This window comes from Yoonia sp. I 8.24 (assembly GCF_022096995.1).
GTDB lineage: Bacteria > Pseudomonadota > Alphaproteobacteria > Rhodobacterales > Rhodobacteraceae > Yoonia.
This window is the reverse complement of record NZ_JACXGQ010000004.1, coordinates 250053-263517: the sequence shown is the minus strand read 5'-3', so window position 1 is coordinate 263517 and position 13465 is coordinate 250053. Positions and strand designations below refer to the sequence as shown.

Sequence of the window (13465 nt, the reverse complement as noted above, 5' to 3'; positions counted from 1 at the left end):
GTCTCAGCGGTTTTTTGGCGCTAAGCCTTAGGGGCAACGGCGATCTCTGGCTGGTGTCTTTGATACCAAGGGCGGGGTATCCCCGCCTGACCAAACGACCTTTGCATACACGGCATCACCGTGACTGGGCGTTACCCAGTCCTGGTGACGCGCGACCAAGAAAGGCAGAGATCGTTCGTTGCACCCTGACCAAAGAAATTCGCTAAAAATCTTTGCGAGGTTAGTCGCGCCAAGTTTGGCCAAGGGGCGTTGGGCTGTCTCGGATGTCACCGGGGCATTAAAGCGGCGCCTGCCAGCACAGTTTCAACGCGAAGCGCAGTTGATCGCCGAAGACCTTGTGGCGTTTTTACCGGCGATGACAGCCCCTAACGCAGGTGCGATTTCTAAGGCCTTGTGCGCATGTGATGCATTTGTCCGATTGCACGGTGAGTGCTTGCGACGGGGGCTTTGGCCGGACCCAGATTTGAATTCCGGTAAAATGCTCCCGTTGTTCCCGTTCGCAAGATTGGATTTGCCCAATATCCCAACATTCGCGGCGCTTGCAGATTGGTTGGTGATTGATGGTGGTCGGCTCATGTATATGGCGGATATCGCGAACCGCCACAACGAACACCCGGATGCGCCGGTACATCATTACTTATATGGGCTGCGTCCCAAGCCAACCGGCGGGTACCGCGTAATCGAGGCCCCAAAATCGGGGCTTAAGGCGTTACAACGTCAAATTTTGCGCGGGATTTTGGACAAGGTTCCTGTCCATTCAGATGCATTCGGTTTTGTTCGCGGTAAATCATGTGCCCAAGCGGCAAACCGTCACTGTGGGGCGCAAACCGTTGTAGGCTTTGATCTACGCGACTTTTTTCCAAACTTAGCGGCTGCGCGGGTTTTTGGCCTTTTTCGGCGATTAGGATATCCGGATGCGGTCGCGAGAACCTTAACGGGGCTTTGTACGACCACGACGCCACAGCGGGTCCGCGCACGGTTACCCCATCTGCAAGGTCAGTTGATGCGGACCCCGCATTTACCGCAGGGCGCGCCGTCGTCGCCTGCATTAGCGAATTTGATTGCATTCACGCTGGATCGTCGGTTGGCGGGGCTCGCGCGTGCGTTGGATGCGCAGTACAGCCGCTATGCTGATGATCTTACATTTTCGGGTGACGCAGGAATTGCACCCGTTCTGACAAGGGCAGTCCCACACATTTTGCAGGAGGAAGGGTTCGTACTGAACCCACGAAAGACGCGTGTGCGCAATGCGGCGCAGCGTCAGGTGGTGACAGGGATTGTGGTGAACCAGCACATCAATGTGCCGCGCGCGCGATATGATCTGATCAAGGCCAAAATTAATGCATTGCGCCATACTGATGATCTAGGCCGTTTGGGTCACGCGCATTGTCTATCTTTGGAAGGACAAATCGATTGGGTCTGCACGTTAAATCCATCGCGCGGTCAAAAGCTGCGACAATTGTATGCGCGCGCGATAAACGGTGGGTGAAGGGCAGGCGATGCTTGTGATCCTCCCAAAACACAAGCGCGCCCACCCCCCGGTATGTCGCGGCGCAAGTCTTAGCGCGACATCAAGATCGGCCGGTCCGCCATTTCCAATAGGCTGCGCGTGGCGCCGCCAAGGACGGCTTCGCGCAGACGGGAATGGCCATAAGCACCGGATACGATCATCTGTGCGCCAACCTCCCGAGCATGACGCAGCAGTATCTCGCCGACATGTGGCTCTGTTTTTGCCAAAACGTCAACCTGAGTCTTTGTTCCGTGCCGCATTAAATACTGTGCCATCGCCCCGCCGGGGTCAGATCGATCGGCCGCATGGACGGGCGGATCGATGATGCAGATGTCGGTTTGGTCCGATTTTTCGAGCAGAGGCAACGCGGCCCGAGCCGCCGCGAGCGCTTCTGCGCCATCGTTCCACCCCATGAGCACGCGGCCGCCATGCGCTGGCATTTCGCAACCTTCAGGGATCATCAAAACCGGGCGCTCTGCAGAAAATAGGCAGGCTTCGACGACTGCGGCGGTTTCCGGGTTGTCTTGATAGGGGCGTGGGAGCACGACCAAATCGGAAAAACGCAAGCTGCGCGCCAAATACCCTGTCAGCGCAGGGCCTTGTACTGTCGCTGCCTTTGACGACCAACGGATGACTTCGCCTTTCATCCGCTCTTCAAGCCACGCCTCGATTTCTTCACGCGCGGCCATCGCCTCGCGGGTTTGCTCAGCGACCATGATTGCCTCTGCGCCTAAATAGTAATTGTTGGTTTCGGTGTGGCTGATGGTGGCGATGTAAATATCCAGATGCGCGTTCATATCAGTTGCAAGCGCGATTGCTGCATTCAACGCGTCGGGCGCGTCATCTTGCCTGGTCAGAACGGTTGCAATGATTTTGTAATCCATTGACTGGCGGTTCCCTTTTCGGTTTCGACGGTAGGGCGACCGTTCGCGCAAGCCGCACCTCAGCGCTACCATCTGCTAATCTGGATCACGTTGTCTTGATCCATGTCAAAGACGAAACACAGCCCGTTCACCATTACGAGAGTCGTAAGCAAATGTTGTGCCCGGTGTTGGGCGCGGCAAACGAAGGGGATTCTCGGATGGGGAACTATGTTAAGCTGGTCGTGTTGGGGATAATCACCCTGTTCGCGGCCATCGCGGCAAACTGGGGGCGTGATATCGCCTACGTGGTGCACGCGGTAATTATTATGCTTGTTGCAGGCTATTTGTTTTTGCGCACGTTGCGCCAAACAGATGAGCCGATCAAGCCAGTGGCAACCGATGGCTATATGGACGATGTCGTCCGCGCGGGTGTCATCGCAACGACCTTTTGGGGTGTTGTTGGGTTCTTAGTCGGTGTCGTCATCGCCTTCCAGCTTGCCTTTCCAGCGCTTAACTTTGAGTTTCTCCAACCTTTCGGTAACTTTGGCCGATTGCGCCCACTGCACACAAGTGCGGTGATTTTTGCCTTTGGGGGCAACGCGTTGATTATGTCGTCATTCTACATCGTGCAGCGCACCTGCGGCGCGCGGTTGTGGGGCGGAAACCTGTCGTGGTTTGTGTTTTGGGGGTACAATTTGTTTATCGTGCTTGCTGCGACAGGTTACCTGCTTGGGGCGACGCAGTCGAAAGAATACGCCGAACCCGAATGGTACGTCGACATCTGGCTGACGATCGTCTGGGTCGCTTTCTTGGCGGTTTATTTGGGCACAATTTTCAAACGCAAAGAAAAACACATTTACGTCGCCAACTGGTTCTTGCTGTCTTTCATCATTACCGTGGCGATGTTGCACATCGTGAACAACCTTTCCGTTCCCGTCAGTATTTGGGGCAGCAAATCGGTACAGCTCTTTGCGGGTGTCCAAGACGCTATGACGCAATGGTGGTATGGCCATAACGCGGTTGGCTTCTTCTTGACTGCGGGTTTCCTTGGGATGATGTACTACTTCGTACCGAAGCAAGCGGGCCGTCCGGTCTATTCTTACAAACTGTCAATCATTCACTTTTGGGCGCTGATCTTCCTTTATATCTGGGCGGGTCCACACCACTTGCACTACACCGCGTTGCCCGATTGGGCATCGACACTGGGCATGGTGTTCTCGATCATCCTTTGGATGCCTTCATGGGGCGGGATGATTAACGGTCTGATGACCCTGCAAGGGGCATGGGACAAACTGCGTACAGATCCGATCATTCGGATGATGGTGATCAGTCTCGCGTTCTATGGCATGTCCACATTTGAAGGCCCGATGATGTCGATCCGTGCGGTCAACAGCTTGTCACACTATACCGACTGGACCATTGGTCACGTGCACTCTGGTGCGCTTGGTTGGAACGGGATGATTACCTTCTCGGCTCTGTATTTCTTGGCACCACGTCTTTGGGGCAAAGAAGGCATGTATTCGATGTCTGCGATCAGCTGGCACTTCTGGTTGGCCACAATCGGCATCATTCTTTATGCCGCCTCCATGTGGGTTACCGGTATCATGGAAGGCCTGATGTGGCGTGAAGTCGACGCAAACGGGTTCCTTGTGAACAGCTTTGCTGACACCGTTTCTGCCAAGTTCCCAATGCTTGTTGTCCGTGGATTGGGTGGGGTCTTGTATCTAGCTGGTGCGCTGATCATGGCGTGGAACATCTTCATGACCATCAAGGGTGGCGCACGCCAAAAAGCCCTTGTCGGCGTCCCTACAGCATAAGGATCAGGAACATGTCTGATACACAAGAAAACAAAGGCTTCCTGGCCAAACACGGTATGCTTGAGCGGAGCCCAACTCTGTTGTTCGTCGCGTCGCTTGTCGTGGTGAGCATCGGGGGCATCGTCGAAATCGCGCCGCTGTTCTATCTCGAGAACACCATCGAAGAGGTCGAAGGGGTACGCCCGTATTCGCCGCTTGAACTGGCGGGGCGCGACATCTACGTCCGCGAAGGCTGCTATGTTTGTCACAGCCAAATGATCCGGCCCATGCGCGACGAAGTCGAACGTTACGGGCACTACTCGCTCGCGGCGGAATCAATGTATGATCACCCGTTCCAGTGGGGATCAAAACGGACCGGGCCTGATCTGGCCCGGGTCGGTGGTAAGTACTCAGATGCGTGGCAGGTGGATCATTTGATCGACCCGCAATCTGTGGTGCCTGAATCCGTCATGCCCGGCTATGGCTATTTGATGGATGTTGAGGTGAACGCAGAATATGCTGCGGACGTTGTGGCGACGCACCGTATCGTTGGGGTGCCTTACACCGACGAAATGATCGAAGCCGCAGAATCCGATGTCTTGGTGCAAATCGACCCTTACAGCGATTCTTACGACGCGCTGTTAGAACGATATCCGGGTGCACAAGTCCGTAACTTTGACGGCGCGCCTGGTGTGTCCGAAATGGACGCGCTTGTGGCTTACCTTCAAATGCTGGGCACAACGGTCGATTTTTCGACCTTCACCCCAGACGCAAGCCGGTAAAGGAGACAGATCATGGATACCTATTCTATCCTGCGTGAAATCGCCGACAGCTGGGTTTTACTGGCGATGACCCTATTTTTCCTTGGGGTGATCGTTTGGGCATTCCGCCCGGGAAGTAAGTCGGTGCATGCCGAAACCGCCAATATCCCGTTTCGTAATGAAGTTGCGCCCGGTAGCGTCGAGACGCCCGCCAGCAAAGACGCTAGTATCAAGGAGCTGCAATCATGAGCAGCGAACATAAAGAGATTGACGAGGTCACAGGCACTGACACCACAGGCCATGATTGGGACGGGATCAAAGAACTGAACAACCCGCTGCCGCGCTGGTGGCTGTATACGCTGTATATGTGTATCGTTTGGGCAATCGCCTATACAGTGGCTTACCCCGCTTGGCCGATGATTTCAGGCGCGACAAAAGGCGTGTTGGGATATTCCACCCGCGGTGAAGTCGCCGCAGATATCGCCCGTTTCGAAGAGGCAAACGCCGAAATTTCTGCGCAGCTGGCTGCGGCTGATCTGACGACGCTGTCTGAAAACGAAGAGCTAATGCGCTATGCGACATCTGCAGGTGCGGCCGTTTTCCGTACCAATTGTTCAACCTGCCACGGGTCGGGGGCTGCGGGTGCCAAAGGCTATCCGAACCTTTTAGACGATGATTGGCTTTGGGGCGGTGATTTCGAAAACATCGCCTATACTGTGCGTCACGGTATTCGTAACGAAGAAGATTGGGACGCGCGCTATTCCGAAATGACCGCCTATGACGAGATTCTCAGCGATGAAGAAATCAACGCAGTCGTGCAGCATGTGCGGGCGATATCGAACCAAGAACACGACTCCGCACTGGCCGAAGCGGGGGCAACGGTTTTCTATGATAACTGTGCCGCTTGCCACGCCGATGAAGGTACCGGCAGCCGCGACCTCGGTGCGCCAAACCTGACCGACGCAATCTGGCTTTATGGTGGCGATGTCGACACACTGGAAGAAACCGTGCGCTATGCCCGATTTGGGGTCATGCCCAATTGGGGCACACGTTTGACAGAGGCAGAAATCCAAGCGGTGACAGCTTATGTTCACCAATTGGGCGGCGGCGAATAAGGATCACAAGGCAGCGTACCATCTGTTCGCGCAACGGTACGTACCCAGTGAAGGAAAGGGCACCTACGCAAGTAGGTGCCCTTTTTTGTACTAAGAATCTAATTTTCAGCATCGACCTCATTGCGTCTTTCTAGCGGCTTGGCGGTTTGTTTCTCCAACTTGAAGGTAAGGAAATCCCGAATTGCGGCATACCTCATGCGGGAGTTAGTATACTTTTGCGCAACTTTAGAGATATCAATTTAGGGAGAATTTTTACCATGTCTATAATTCATACTAAGCAAGAAGACGGAAAGACACTTACCATTGTCGCGACGGGCCTGACCGAAGAGATTATCGTACGTTCAAGTGTCGATTACGTGCCGCAATTCGTGACCGATGTGTTTGGGGAAACAAAACGAGTTACCAAAGATATCACGATGGCGAAATTACTGCGTCAGCTTATCAAAGACTATCCTGACTACGAACTGGTCAGTATCGGAACGCCAGTGAACTTTGATGTGGCGCCGACACATTTGACGCGGGTCAAAATGGCATTCGAAAGCAAAGATCAGGTTGATAAATGCCTCAAAGAAATCAGTGTGTCTGACCTGTTAATCCGCTCGCGGGTGCAGCCCGCATGGTCGTGGGAAAGTCCAATGGCAAATGCACTGAATGTTGTGTTACATGTTGCTTGGTTCGATACTGTGTATTTCATGCAGTTCAAGGACATCTTTTTGGGCGATATGCATTGTCGATATTCTGCGAAATTCGGCTTTGACCCGAATGACGCGAAGATTACGCATTTTCGGTACGATGAAAAAGGCGACCTCGACGAAGTCTCCAAGCTGAATCAGCAAGAGGAATATGCAGATTCAATTAAAGATCAGGTCGAGTTTCTTCGGGTTTTCCGTGATGGGGCGATCGAGACGGCATAGCCCCCTGGTAGTTCCATTGGAACGCGCCAACAAACCATGAAATCCGAACCAATTGCGCAGCGGGTGCTATCGGTTAAGCCTGCTGCGCCAGACGTGCTTCTAGCACATCAAATGGCACGCCGGGTTGGTCTTTGGCACCGCGGATCACCAGTGATGTTTTCACTGATGCCACGTTTTCAGCGCTGGTGAGCTCTTCGGTGAGGAACCGTTGAAAGCTGCGCAGATCAGGGGCCACACATTTCAGGATAAAATCAACTTCGCCGTTGAGCATATGGCATTCGCGGACCAGAGGCCAACCTTCGCACCGCTTTTCAAAGGCGCTGAGATCTACCTCGGCCTGACTGACCAGACCGACCATGGCAAAGACCTGCACTTCGAAGCCGAGTTCGCGCGCATTCACATCCGCATGGTAGCCGTGGATGAAACCTTGTTCCTCAAGCGTACGCACGCGGCGCAAACATGGTGGGGCCGAAATCCCGACGCGCTTGGCAAGTTCAACATTGGTCATGCGCCCGTCCGCCTGCAATTCTGCAAGAATCATACGATCGATTTCATCAAGTTTCGTGCCGGGCATCGGTGATCCTTTGTGTTTTTCCAAATACTACGCAACTGTGCGGGTGGGCGCAATATTATTTCAAGTTCTGGTAACTATTGATGTCTGCATGCCCGTTATGCGTGGTCTTTCATCCGGCGGGCTGCGCCGCTATATCGTAAACAAATCGCATAAAGAGAGACCCACCATGTCCGAGACCCGCCATACCAAAGTTCTGATCATCGGCTCTGGCCCCGCGGGCTATACCGCTGGGGTCTATGCCGCGCGCGCAATGCTGGAACCGATCCTTGTGCAAGGGATTGAACCAGGTGGTCAGTTGACAACAACAACCGAAGTTGAAAACTGGCCCGGTGATACCGAAGTCCAAGGGCCCGATCTAATGATCCGCCAAGAGGCGCATGCGCGTGCAATGGGGTGTGAGATTATCGGTGACATCATCACCGAGCTGGATCTGCAAAACCGTCCTTTCACGGCGCAATCCGACAGTGGCACGGTTTATACAGCCGATGCTGTGATCCTATGTACTGGCGCACGCGCCAAATGGCTTGGCTTGCCGACTGAAGAAAAGTTCAAGGGTTTTGGCGTCAGCGCTTGCGCGACCTGCGACGGTTTTTTCTATCGCGGTCAAGAGATCGTTGTCGTCGGTGGCGGCAATACGGCTGTGGAAGAGGCGCTGTTCTTGACGAATTTTGCCGCCAAAGTGACGCTTGTGCACCGCCGTGATGAATTGCGCGCAGAAAAGATCTTGCAAGATCGTTTGGAAAAGAACCCCAAGATTGAAACACTTTGGTTCCATGAAATCGAAGAAATCTACGGGACCGACACCCCGCTTGGTGTTGAAGGCATCAAGGTCAAACACACTAAAACAGGCGAAATCTCGGATATCCCCGCCAAAGGCGTGTTTATCGCGATCGGCCATGCGCCTGCATCTGAACTGGTCAAAGATCAACTGGAATTGCACAGCGGCGGTTATGTCGCAGTAGAGCCGGGCAGTACGCGCACGGCAATTCCCGGCGTTTTCGCCGCAGGCGATTTGACCGACCACGTCTACCGTCAGGCGGTGACGTCTGCCGGAATGGGCTGCATGGCGGCGCTGGATGCTGAACGGTTTATCGCCGAACAAGAATAAATTCTGCTATTTATTACGGTTAGAGGTCAGCTGCGGTGCGGCTGGCCTTTCTAGTTTACGCTATGCGCCGCGCATACACATAGACCAATTGCGGCGCATTGGTGCCGATTTGGTTCTGCGGATGGGATGAACACGCGAACACCTGTCTTTTCTGCTTTGTTGTGCTAGACATTGGCCCTGATGCGGGGCTATCCCCGCTCGAAATTATACATCATAGTCAGAGAGCATTCATGACCCAAGACCTGGCCCCGATCCCCGAACTCTTCGTTTCATATGACAGCGCCCAAAAACTTAAGGCAGAGGCTGGCGATTTGGTCAGCCACGATCTGACGCCGCGCCAGATTTGTGATCTTGAATTGTTGATGAACGGCGGGTTCAACCCGCTCAAAGGGTTCTTGTCCGAGGCTGATTACAACGGGGTCGTGGAAAACATGCGCACGGCTGATGGCACGCTGTGGCCGATGCCGATCACGCTGGATGTGACCGAGAAATTCGCAGAAACTATCACGGTTGGCCAAGACATTGCGCTGCGCGACCAAGAGGGCGTGATCCTCGCGACGATGACAGTCACGGACAAATGGGTGCCGAACAAAGCCCGCGAAGCCGAAAAGGTTTTTGGCGCGGATGATAGCGCCCACCCGGCGGTGAACTATCTGCATAACCACGCGGGCGCAGTTTACCTGGGTGGTCCGGTCACAGGTATCCAGCAGCCTGTGCACTATGATTTCCGGGCCCGTCGCGATACGCCAAACGAATTGCGCGCCTATTTCCGAAAAATGGGCTGGCGCAAGGTCGTGGCCTTCCAAACTCGCAACCCGCTGCACCGTGCGCACCAAGAGCTGACATTCCGAGCGGCCCGCGAAGCCCAAGCCAACCTGCTGATCCATCCTATCGTCGGTCTGACGAAACCGGGCGATATCGATCACTTTACGCGCGTACGCTGCTATGAGGCGGTGCTTGACCAATATCCAGCGTCTACTACCGCGATGTCACTGCTGAACCTCGCAATGCGCATGGCTGGCCCACGTGAGGCGGTCTGGCACGGTCTGATCCGCAAAAACCACGGCTGCACCCACTTTATCGTTGGCCGTGATCACGCCGGCCCCGGCAAAAATTCCGCCGGTGAAGATTTCTATGGTCCTTATGATGCGCAGGACCTGTTCCGCGAGCACCAAGAAGAAATGGGCATCGAAATGGTCGACTTTAAGCACATGGTTTATGTGCAAGACCGGGCCCAATACGAACCCGCTGATGAAATCACAGATAAAGACGATGTGACCATCTTGAATATTTCGGGCACCGAATTGCGCCGCCGTTTGGCCGAAGGGCTGGAAATTCCAGAATGGTTCAGCTTTCCAACAGTGGTCGAAGAGCTGCGCAAAACCCGCCCCCCACGGGCGAGCCAAGGGTTTACTGTGTTCTTCACTGGCTTCTCGGGTTCTGGGAAGTCCACAATTGCCAATGCGTTGATGGTTAAGTTGATGGAGATGGGCGGCCGCCCGGTGACGCTGTTGGACGGCGATATCGTGCGCAAAAACTTGTCCTCCGAATTGGGCTTTAGCAAAGAACACCGCGATCTGAACATCCGCCGTATCGGTTATGTCGCGTCAGAGATCACTAAAAACGGTGGTATCGCGATCTGCGCACCTATCGCCCCCTATGCGGCGACCCGTCGTGCGGTGCGCGAAGATATTGAGCAATTTGGCGCTTTCATCGAAGTACATGTTGCGACATCAATCGAAGAATGTGAACGCCGGGACCGCAAGGGCCTGTATAAGCTGGCGCGCGAAGGTAAGATTAAAGAATTCACGGGGATTTCGGATCCTTACGATGTACCTGCGGCCCCTGAGTTGAGCCTTGAGACAGAAAGTGTCGCTGTCGACAATTGCGCGCACCAAGTGATCTTGAAGCTCGAAAGCATGGGGCTTATTAAAGGGTAGCGAACAACCCCAAAACTGGAGAAGCGGTGTGCCTACGATTGTTTCGCTTACAGCGATTCCGCCCCGCTTTCGGCATCTTGGGCCGGTTCTTGAATGCCTCACCGCGCAAACGGCGAAGATCGATGAGATACGTCTTTACGTGCCTAAACGATTTCGGCGCTTCCCAGAGTATGCGGGCGAGATGCCGGATGTCCCCAAAGGTGTGCGTGTTATCCAAACCGATGATGATCTCGGTCCTGCGAGCAAAGTGCTATTCGCAGTCGACGATCTACGCGGAAGTGATTGCAATATTGTCTATTGCGATGATGATATGCTGTATGAGCCTACGCGGTTTGCGCGCATGATCGAGGCGGGATTGCAGCATCCGGATGCGTGTATTTCGCCTGCGGGTATCGATGTTGGCGGCAGAGCATCAGGGAATTTGCCACGTGCATTACCTGCTCAAAAAAATCTGTCGTATCGCGCAAGACGTGTCCTCCAAATTGGGATGGAAGTGATCGCGCGCAAGTCGCGGCCCAAGCCACCATTTCCGCATGTGGCTAAGTCTGGATACGTCGACATCGCGCGCGGCTGGGGCAGTGTACTGGTGAAGCCTCATTTTTTTTCACGGGAGGTTTTTGAAATTCCAGAGGTCCTATGGAGCGTCGACGACTATTGGTTGTCGGGCGATATGGCGCGCAACAACGTGCTGATTTGGGCGCCAGCCGCCATTCCTAAGCCGCGCTATGCAAAGGGGCGTGATGTGGAATCCTTAATTGACGCGACAATTGACGGACATGACCGGGATGCCGCTAACGCGCTTTGCATCAAGTACATGCAGGATAAATATGGCGTGTGGGCCAATCCCGTTGCATAAGTTGCTCCTACACAGGTTTACGATTAGGTCGAGACCAATTGTACTTGTTAACAAGGTGATAGGATGAGCCTCGTCGTTTCGCTTACTACCATTCCGCCCCGGTTTCCCTACCTGATGCAGTCATTGCCGCATCTACTGAAACAGACGGCGCATATAGACGAGATACGGCTGTATATACCAAAATCTTATAGGCGGTTTCCTGACTATGATGGGGAAGTACCCGAAGTGCCAAATGGGGTGCGTATCATACGCCCCCCCGAGGATTTAGGGCCAGCAAGTAAGGTCTTGTTTGCTGCGGATGATTTGCAGGGCACTGATTGCGATATTATCTATTGTGACGACGATAGGATCTATGAACCTGATTGGTTTGCGCGAATGCTGCGTGCCAGAAAACGGCATCACAATCGCTGCGTTGCGACCGCCACTTTGGACCGCGAGTTGGCGTTTCGTGGGGTGCAAATTGTACCAGGTTTTCCGTCGCACAAAGGGCCACAGGTTTTTCGTAAAGACCTGAGGTATCGCGCGAAAAGGCTTAGACAAATCGTTCGCAAGCTGCGCACCGGTGAAGACCAACCGCAACTTCGGCGCGGAAGGTATAGTCGACCCGGATTTGCATCCATTGCCGAAGGTTTTGGGGCCGTGTTAGTCAAACCGCATTTCTTTGATGCCGAAGCATATGACATCCCCCCTGTTATCTGGAGCGTCGATGACATCTGGTTGTCAGGCCATATGGCGCGTAAAGGTATCGCGATCTGGCAAGGCGCCGGATTTGCAGACCCGCTTGTTACCGACAGCAGCGAAACTTCGCCGCTTTATAAAGCGACGGTTGCGGGTGTGAATAGAGACGACGCAAATCTCGCGTGTATCAGGTACATGCAGGAAACCTACGGTGTTTGGATTTAGCACGATGGATGTTTGCTCAAGCAATGATAGACCAAACAAGCGATATGACTGTCGCCAACCTATGAGAAATACATGAGCCTCGCCGTTTCCTTGTCCGCGATCCCGCCACGGTTTCCAGAATTGCAGCCCGCGCTCGAAGGCTTGCTTCAGCAAACTGTGAAAATTGATGAAATTCGGCTTTATATTCCAAAGAAGTATCGCCGTTTTCCTGATTGGGATGGGCAATTGCCGGACGTTCCGAAGGGGATCACGATCATTCAACCTGACGATGATATTGGCCCCGCAACAAAGGTTCTTTTTGCCGCGCGTGATTTGGCTGGAACCGATACGGACCTGATCTATTGTGATGATGACCGCATTTATCATCCGCAATGGTTTGAAAACATGATTGCTGCACGTGGCGAGCGTAGGGATATTGCCGTTGCGACCTCTGTGCTTAGCCATGTTGATAAGATCGGGATCAAGGTCCCTTCACGCCACGGCAAAAGTCCGCGCCACAGGACAACGCCGCTGCATGTCTACAAACTGCTGCGTCGCAAGGTGAAACAATTCACGACAGGGGTCATCGACCCGAAACCCCATCGCGCGATGCAATTTCGCCGGGCCGGGTTTGGTCACATCGCCGAAGGTCTTGGCGCGGTACTGATCAAGCCTGATTTCTTTGATGAAACGATGTTTGATATCCCGCCGATTTTGTGGACGGTTGATGACATCTGGCTGTCAGGACATCTCGAACGCAAGGGGATCGGCATTCTTTGTGCCGCTGGCTTTGGCATTCCGCCGGAAACAGGGGCCGCGGATGCGGCCGCACTTCATCGTTCCGTAATCGAGGGCGCCAACCGCGTCGAAGCGGACAGCGCCTGCGTGAAATACATGCAAGATACCTACGGTATTTGGCTTTAGTACACCGTGACGGGCGTCATGTCGTTTTCACGGGCTAAGTGAAAGGCCAGCTTGCGGTTAGCGACCAGCGCCAGCTGTTCACCTTCGGCATTGTGCACTGAAAACAACGTTTCCAGATCGCCAACTTGATCGCGTATCTCATCAGGGAGATCGGCAGCCAAGACGGGTTTGACGTAAGCAATGTCTGACGCAAATGCGTTAAGGTCTATTTTGGATTCCATG

The 13465-nt window shown here is 53.9% G+C and carries 14 protein-coding genes; 11 read left to right on the top strand and 3 right to left on the bottom strand.

The genetic code is table 11. The features are described 5' to 3' along the window. Positions 1 to 178 precede the first annotated feature (178 nt). Positions 179 to 1489: a reverse transcriptase family protein gene (locus Yoon_RS09890; RefSeq protein WP_238112025.1), complete on the top strand. Its 1311-nt coding sequence runs from the start codon at positions 179 to 181 to the stop codon at positions 1487 to 1489. Between the two features lie 71 nt (positions 1490 to 1560). Here Yoon_RS09890 and Yoon_RS09885 read toward each other — a convergent pair whose 3' ends face one another. Then, positions 1561 to 2394, bottom strand: a complete 834-nt coding sequence (locus Yoon_RS09885) for a universal stress protein (protein WP_238112024.1) — start codon at positions 2392 to 2394, stop codon at positions 1561 to 1563. A 197-nt stretch (positions 2395 to 2591) separates the two neighbouring features. Between Yoon_RS09885 and ccoN the strand changes: the two genes are divergently transcribed. The 5 genes from ccoN to Yoon_RS09860 all read left to right on the top strand — a co-directional run bounded on the left by ccoN (position 2592) and on the right by Yoon_RS09860 (position 6959). Then, positions 2592 to 4190, top strand: coding sequence for a cytochrome-c oxidase, cbb3-type subunit I (ccoN, locus tag Yoon_RS09880; RefSeq protein ID WP_238112023.1), 1599 nt, complete (start codon positions 2592 to 2594; stop codon positions 4188 to 4190). A gap of 11 nt (positions 4191 to 4201) precedes the next feature. Further along, positions 4202 to 4951 (top strand): cytochrome-c oxidase, cbb3-type subunit II, encoded by a 750-nt coding sequence (ccoO, locus tag Yoon_RS09875; RefSeq protein ID WP_238112022.1) that lies wholly within the window; start codon positions 4202 to 4204, stop codon positions 4949 to 4951. A gap of 12 nt (positions 4952 to 4963) precedes the next feature. Continuing rightward, positions 4964 to 5179, top strand: a complete 216-nt coding sequence (locus Yoon_RS09870) for a cbb3-type cytochrome c oxidase subunit 3 (RefSeq protein ID WP_238112020.1) — start codon at positions 4964 to 4966, stop codon at positions 5177 to 5179. After that, positions 5176 to 6045, top strand: a complete 870-nt coding sequence (ccoP, locus tag Yoon_RS09865; RefSeq protein WP_238112019.1) for a cytochrome-c oxidase, cbb3-type subunit III — start codon at positions 5176 to 5178, stop codon at positions 6043 to 6045. Before Yoon_RS09870 ends, ccoP begins: the two co-directional genes overlap by 4 nt. A gap of 257 nt (positions 6046 to 6302) precedes the next feature. Then, the gene (locus tag Yoon_RS09860) at positions 6303 to 6959 is read left to right on the top strand and encodes a hypothetical protein (protein WP_238112018.1); all 657 of its coding nucleotides are present in this window, start codon (positions 6303 to 6305) and stop codon (positions 6957 to 6959) included. A 73-nt stretch (positions 6960 to 7032) separates the two neighbouring features. Here the strand turns inward: Yoon_RS09860 and Yoon_RS09855 are convergent, their stop codons facing one another. Beyond that, entirely contained in the window at positions 7033 to 7533 is a 501-nt protein-coding gene (locus Yoon_RS09855) for an Lrp/AsnC family transcriptional regulator (RefSeq protein ID WP_113775139.1), read from the bottom strand. Positions 7534 to 7699: 166 nt separating this feature from the next. On the opposite strand from Yoon_RS09855, the gene trxB reads away from it, so the two are divergent. The 5 genes from trxB to Yoon_RS09830 all read left to right on the top strand — a co-directional run bounded on the left by trxB (position 7700) and on the right by Yoon_RS09830 (position 13243). Then, the gene (trxB, locus tag Yoon_RS09850) at positions 7700 to 8641 is read left to right on the top strand and encodes a thioredoxin-disulfide reductase (RefSeq protein WP_238112224.1); all 942 of its coding nucleotides are present in this window, start codon (positions 7700 to 7702) and stop codon (positions 8639 to 8641) included. Between the two features lie 230 nt (positions 8642 to 8871). After that, positions 8872 to 10581, top strand: a complete 1710-nt coding sequence (locus Yoon_RS09845; RefSeq protein WP_238112017.1) for a bifunctional sulfate adenylyltransferase/adenylylsulfate kinase — start codon at positions 8872 to 8874, stop codon at positions 10579 to 10581. A gap of 28 nt (positions 10582 to 10609) precedes the next feature. After that, a complete protein-coding gene (locus tag Yoon_RS09840) occupies positions 10610 to 11437 on the top strand; it encodes a glycosyltransferase family A protein (RefSeq protein ID WP_238112016.1) in 828 nt (275 codons plus the stop codon). Between the two features lie 63 nt (positions 11438 to 11500). Further along, complete coding sequence (locus Yoon_RS09835) at positions 11501 to 12340, top strand: hypothetical protein (RefSeq protein ID WP_238112015.1); 840 nt, start codon at positions 11501 to 11503, stop codon at positions 12338 to 12340. Positions 12341 to 12412: 72 nt separating this feature from the next. Next, entirely contained in the window at positions 12413 to 13243 is an 831-nt protein-coding gene (locus Yoon_RS09830) for a glycosyltransferase family A protein (protein ID WP_238112014.1), read from the top strand. Here Yoon_RS09830 and Yoon_RS09825 read toward each other — a convergent pair. Continuing rightward, the gene (locus Yoon_RS09825) at positions 13240 to 13464 is read right to left on the bottom strand and encodes a DUF1150 family protein (protein ID WP_238112013.1); all 225 of its coding nucleotides are present in this window, start codon (positions 13462 to 13464) and stop codon (positions 13240 to 13242) included. The genes Yoon_RS09830 and Yoon_RS09825 overlap by 4 nt on opposite strands. Position 13465: the final 1 nt, after the last annotated feature.

Bases quoted from the DNA above. Each gene is read 5' to 3' on its own strand.
- Yoon_RS09885 (WP_238112024.1), bottom strand. From the start codon at position 2,394: ATGGATTACAAAATCATTGCAACCGTTCTGACCAGGCAAGATGACGCG.
- ccoN (WP_238112023.1), top strand. From the start codon at position 2,592: ATGGGGAACTATGTTAAGCTGGTCGTGTTGGGGATAATCACCCTGTTC.
- ccoO (WP_238112022.1), top strand. From the start codon at position 4,202: ATGTCTGATACACAAGAAAACAAAGGCTTCCTGGCCAAACACGGTATG.
- Yoon_RS09870 (WP_238112020.1), top strand. From the start codon at position 4,964: ATGGATACCTATTCTATCCTGCGTGAAATCGCCGACAGCTGGGTTTTA.
- ccoP (WP_238112019.1), top strand. From the start codon at position 5,176: ATGAGCAGCGAACATAAAGAGATTGACGAGGTCACAGGCACTGACACC.
- Yoon_RS09860 (WP_238112018.1), top strand. From the start codon at position 6,303: ATGTCTATAATTCATACTAAGCAAGAAGACGGAAAGACACTTACCATT.
- Yoon_RS09855 (WP_113775139.1), bottom strand. From the start codon at position 7,533: ATGCCCGGCACGAAACTTGATGAAATCGATCGTATGATTCTTGCAGAA.
- trxB (WP_238112224.1), top strand. From the start codon at position 7,700: ATGTCCGAGACCCGCCATACCAAAGTTCTGATCATCGGCTCTGGCCCC.
- Yoon_RS09845 (WP_238112017.1), top strand. From the start codon at position 8,872: ATGACCCAAGACCTGGCCCCGATCCCCGAACTCTTCGTTTCATATGAC.
- Yoon_RS09835 (WP_238112015.1), top strand. From the start codon at position 11,501: ATGAGCCTCGTCGTTTCGCTTACTACCATTCCGCCCCGGTTTCCCTAC.
- Yoon_RS09830 (WP_238112014.1), top strand. From the start codon at position 12,413: ATGAGCCTCGCCGTTTCCTTGTCCGCGATCCCGCCACGGTTTCCAGAA.
- Yoon_RS09825 (WP_238112013.1), bottom strand. From the start codon at position 13,464: ATGGAATCCAAAATAGACCTTAACGCATTTGCGTCAGACATTGCTTAC.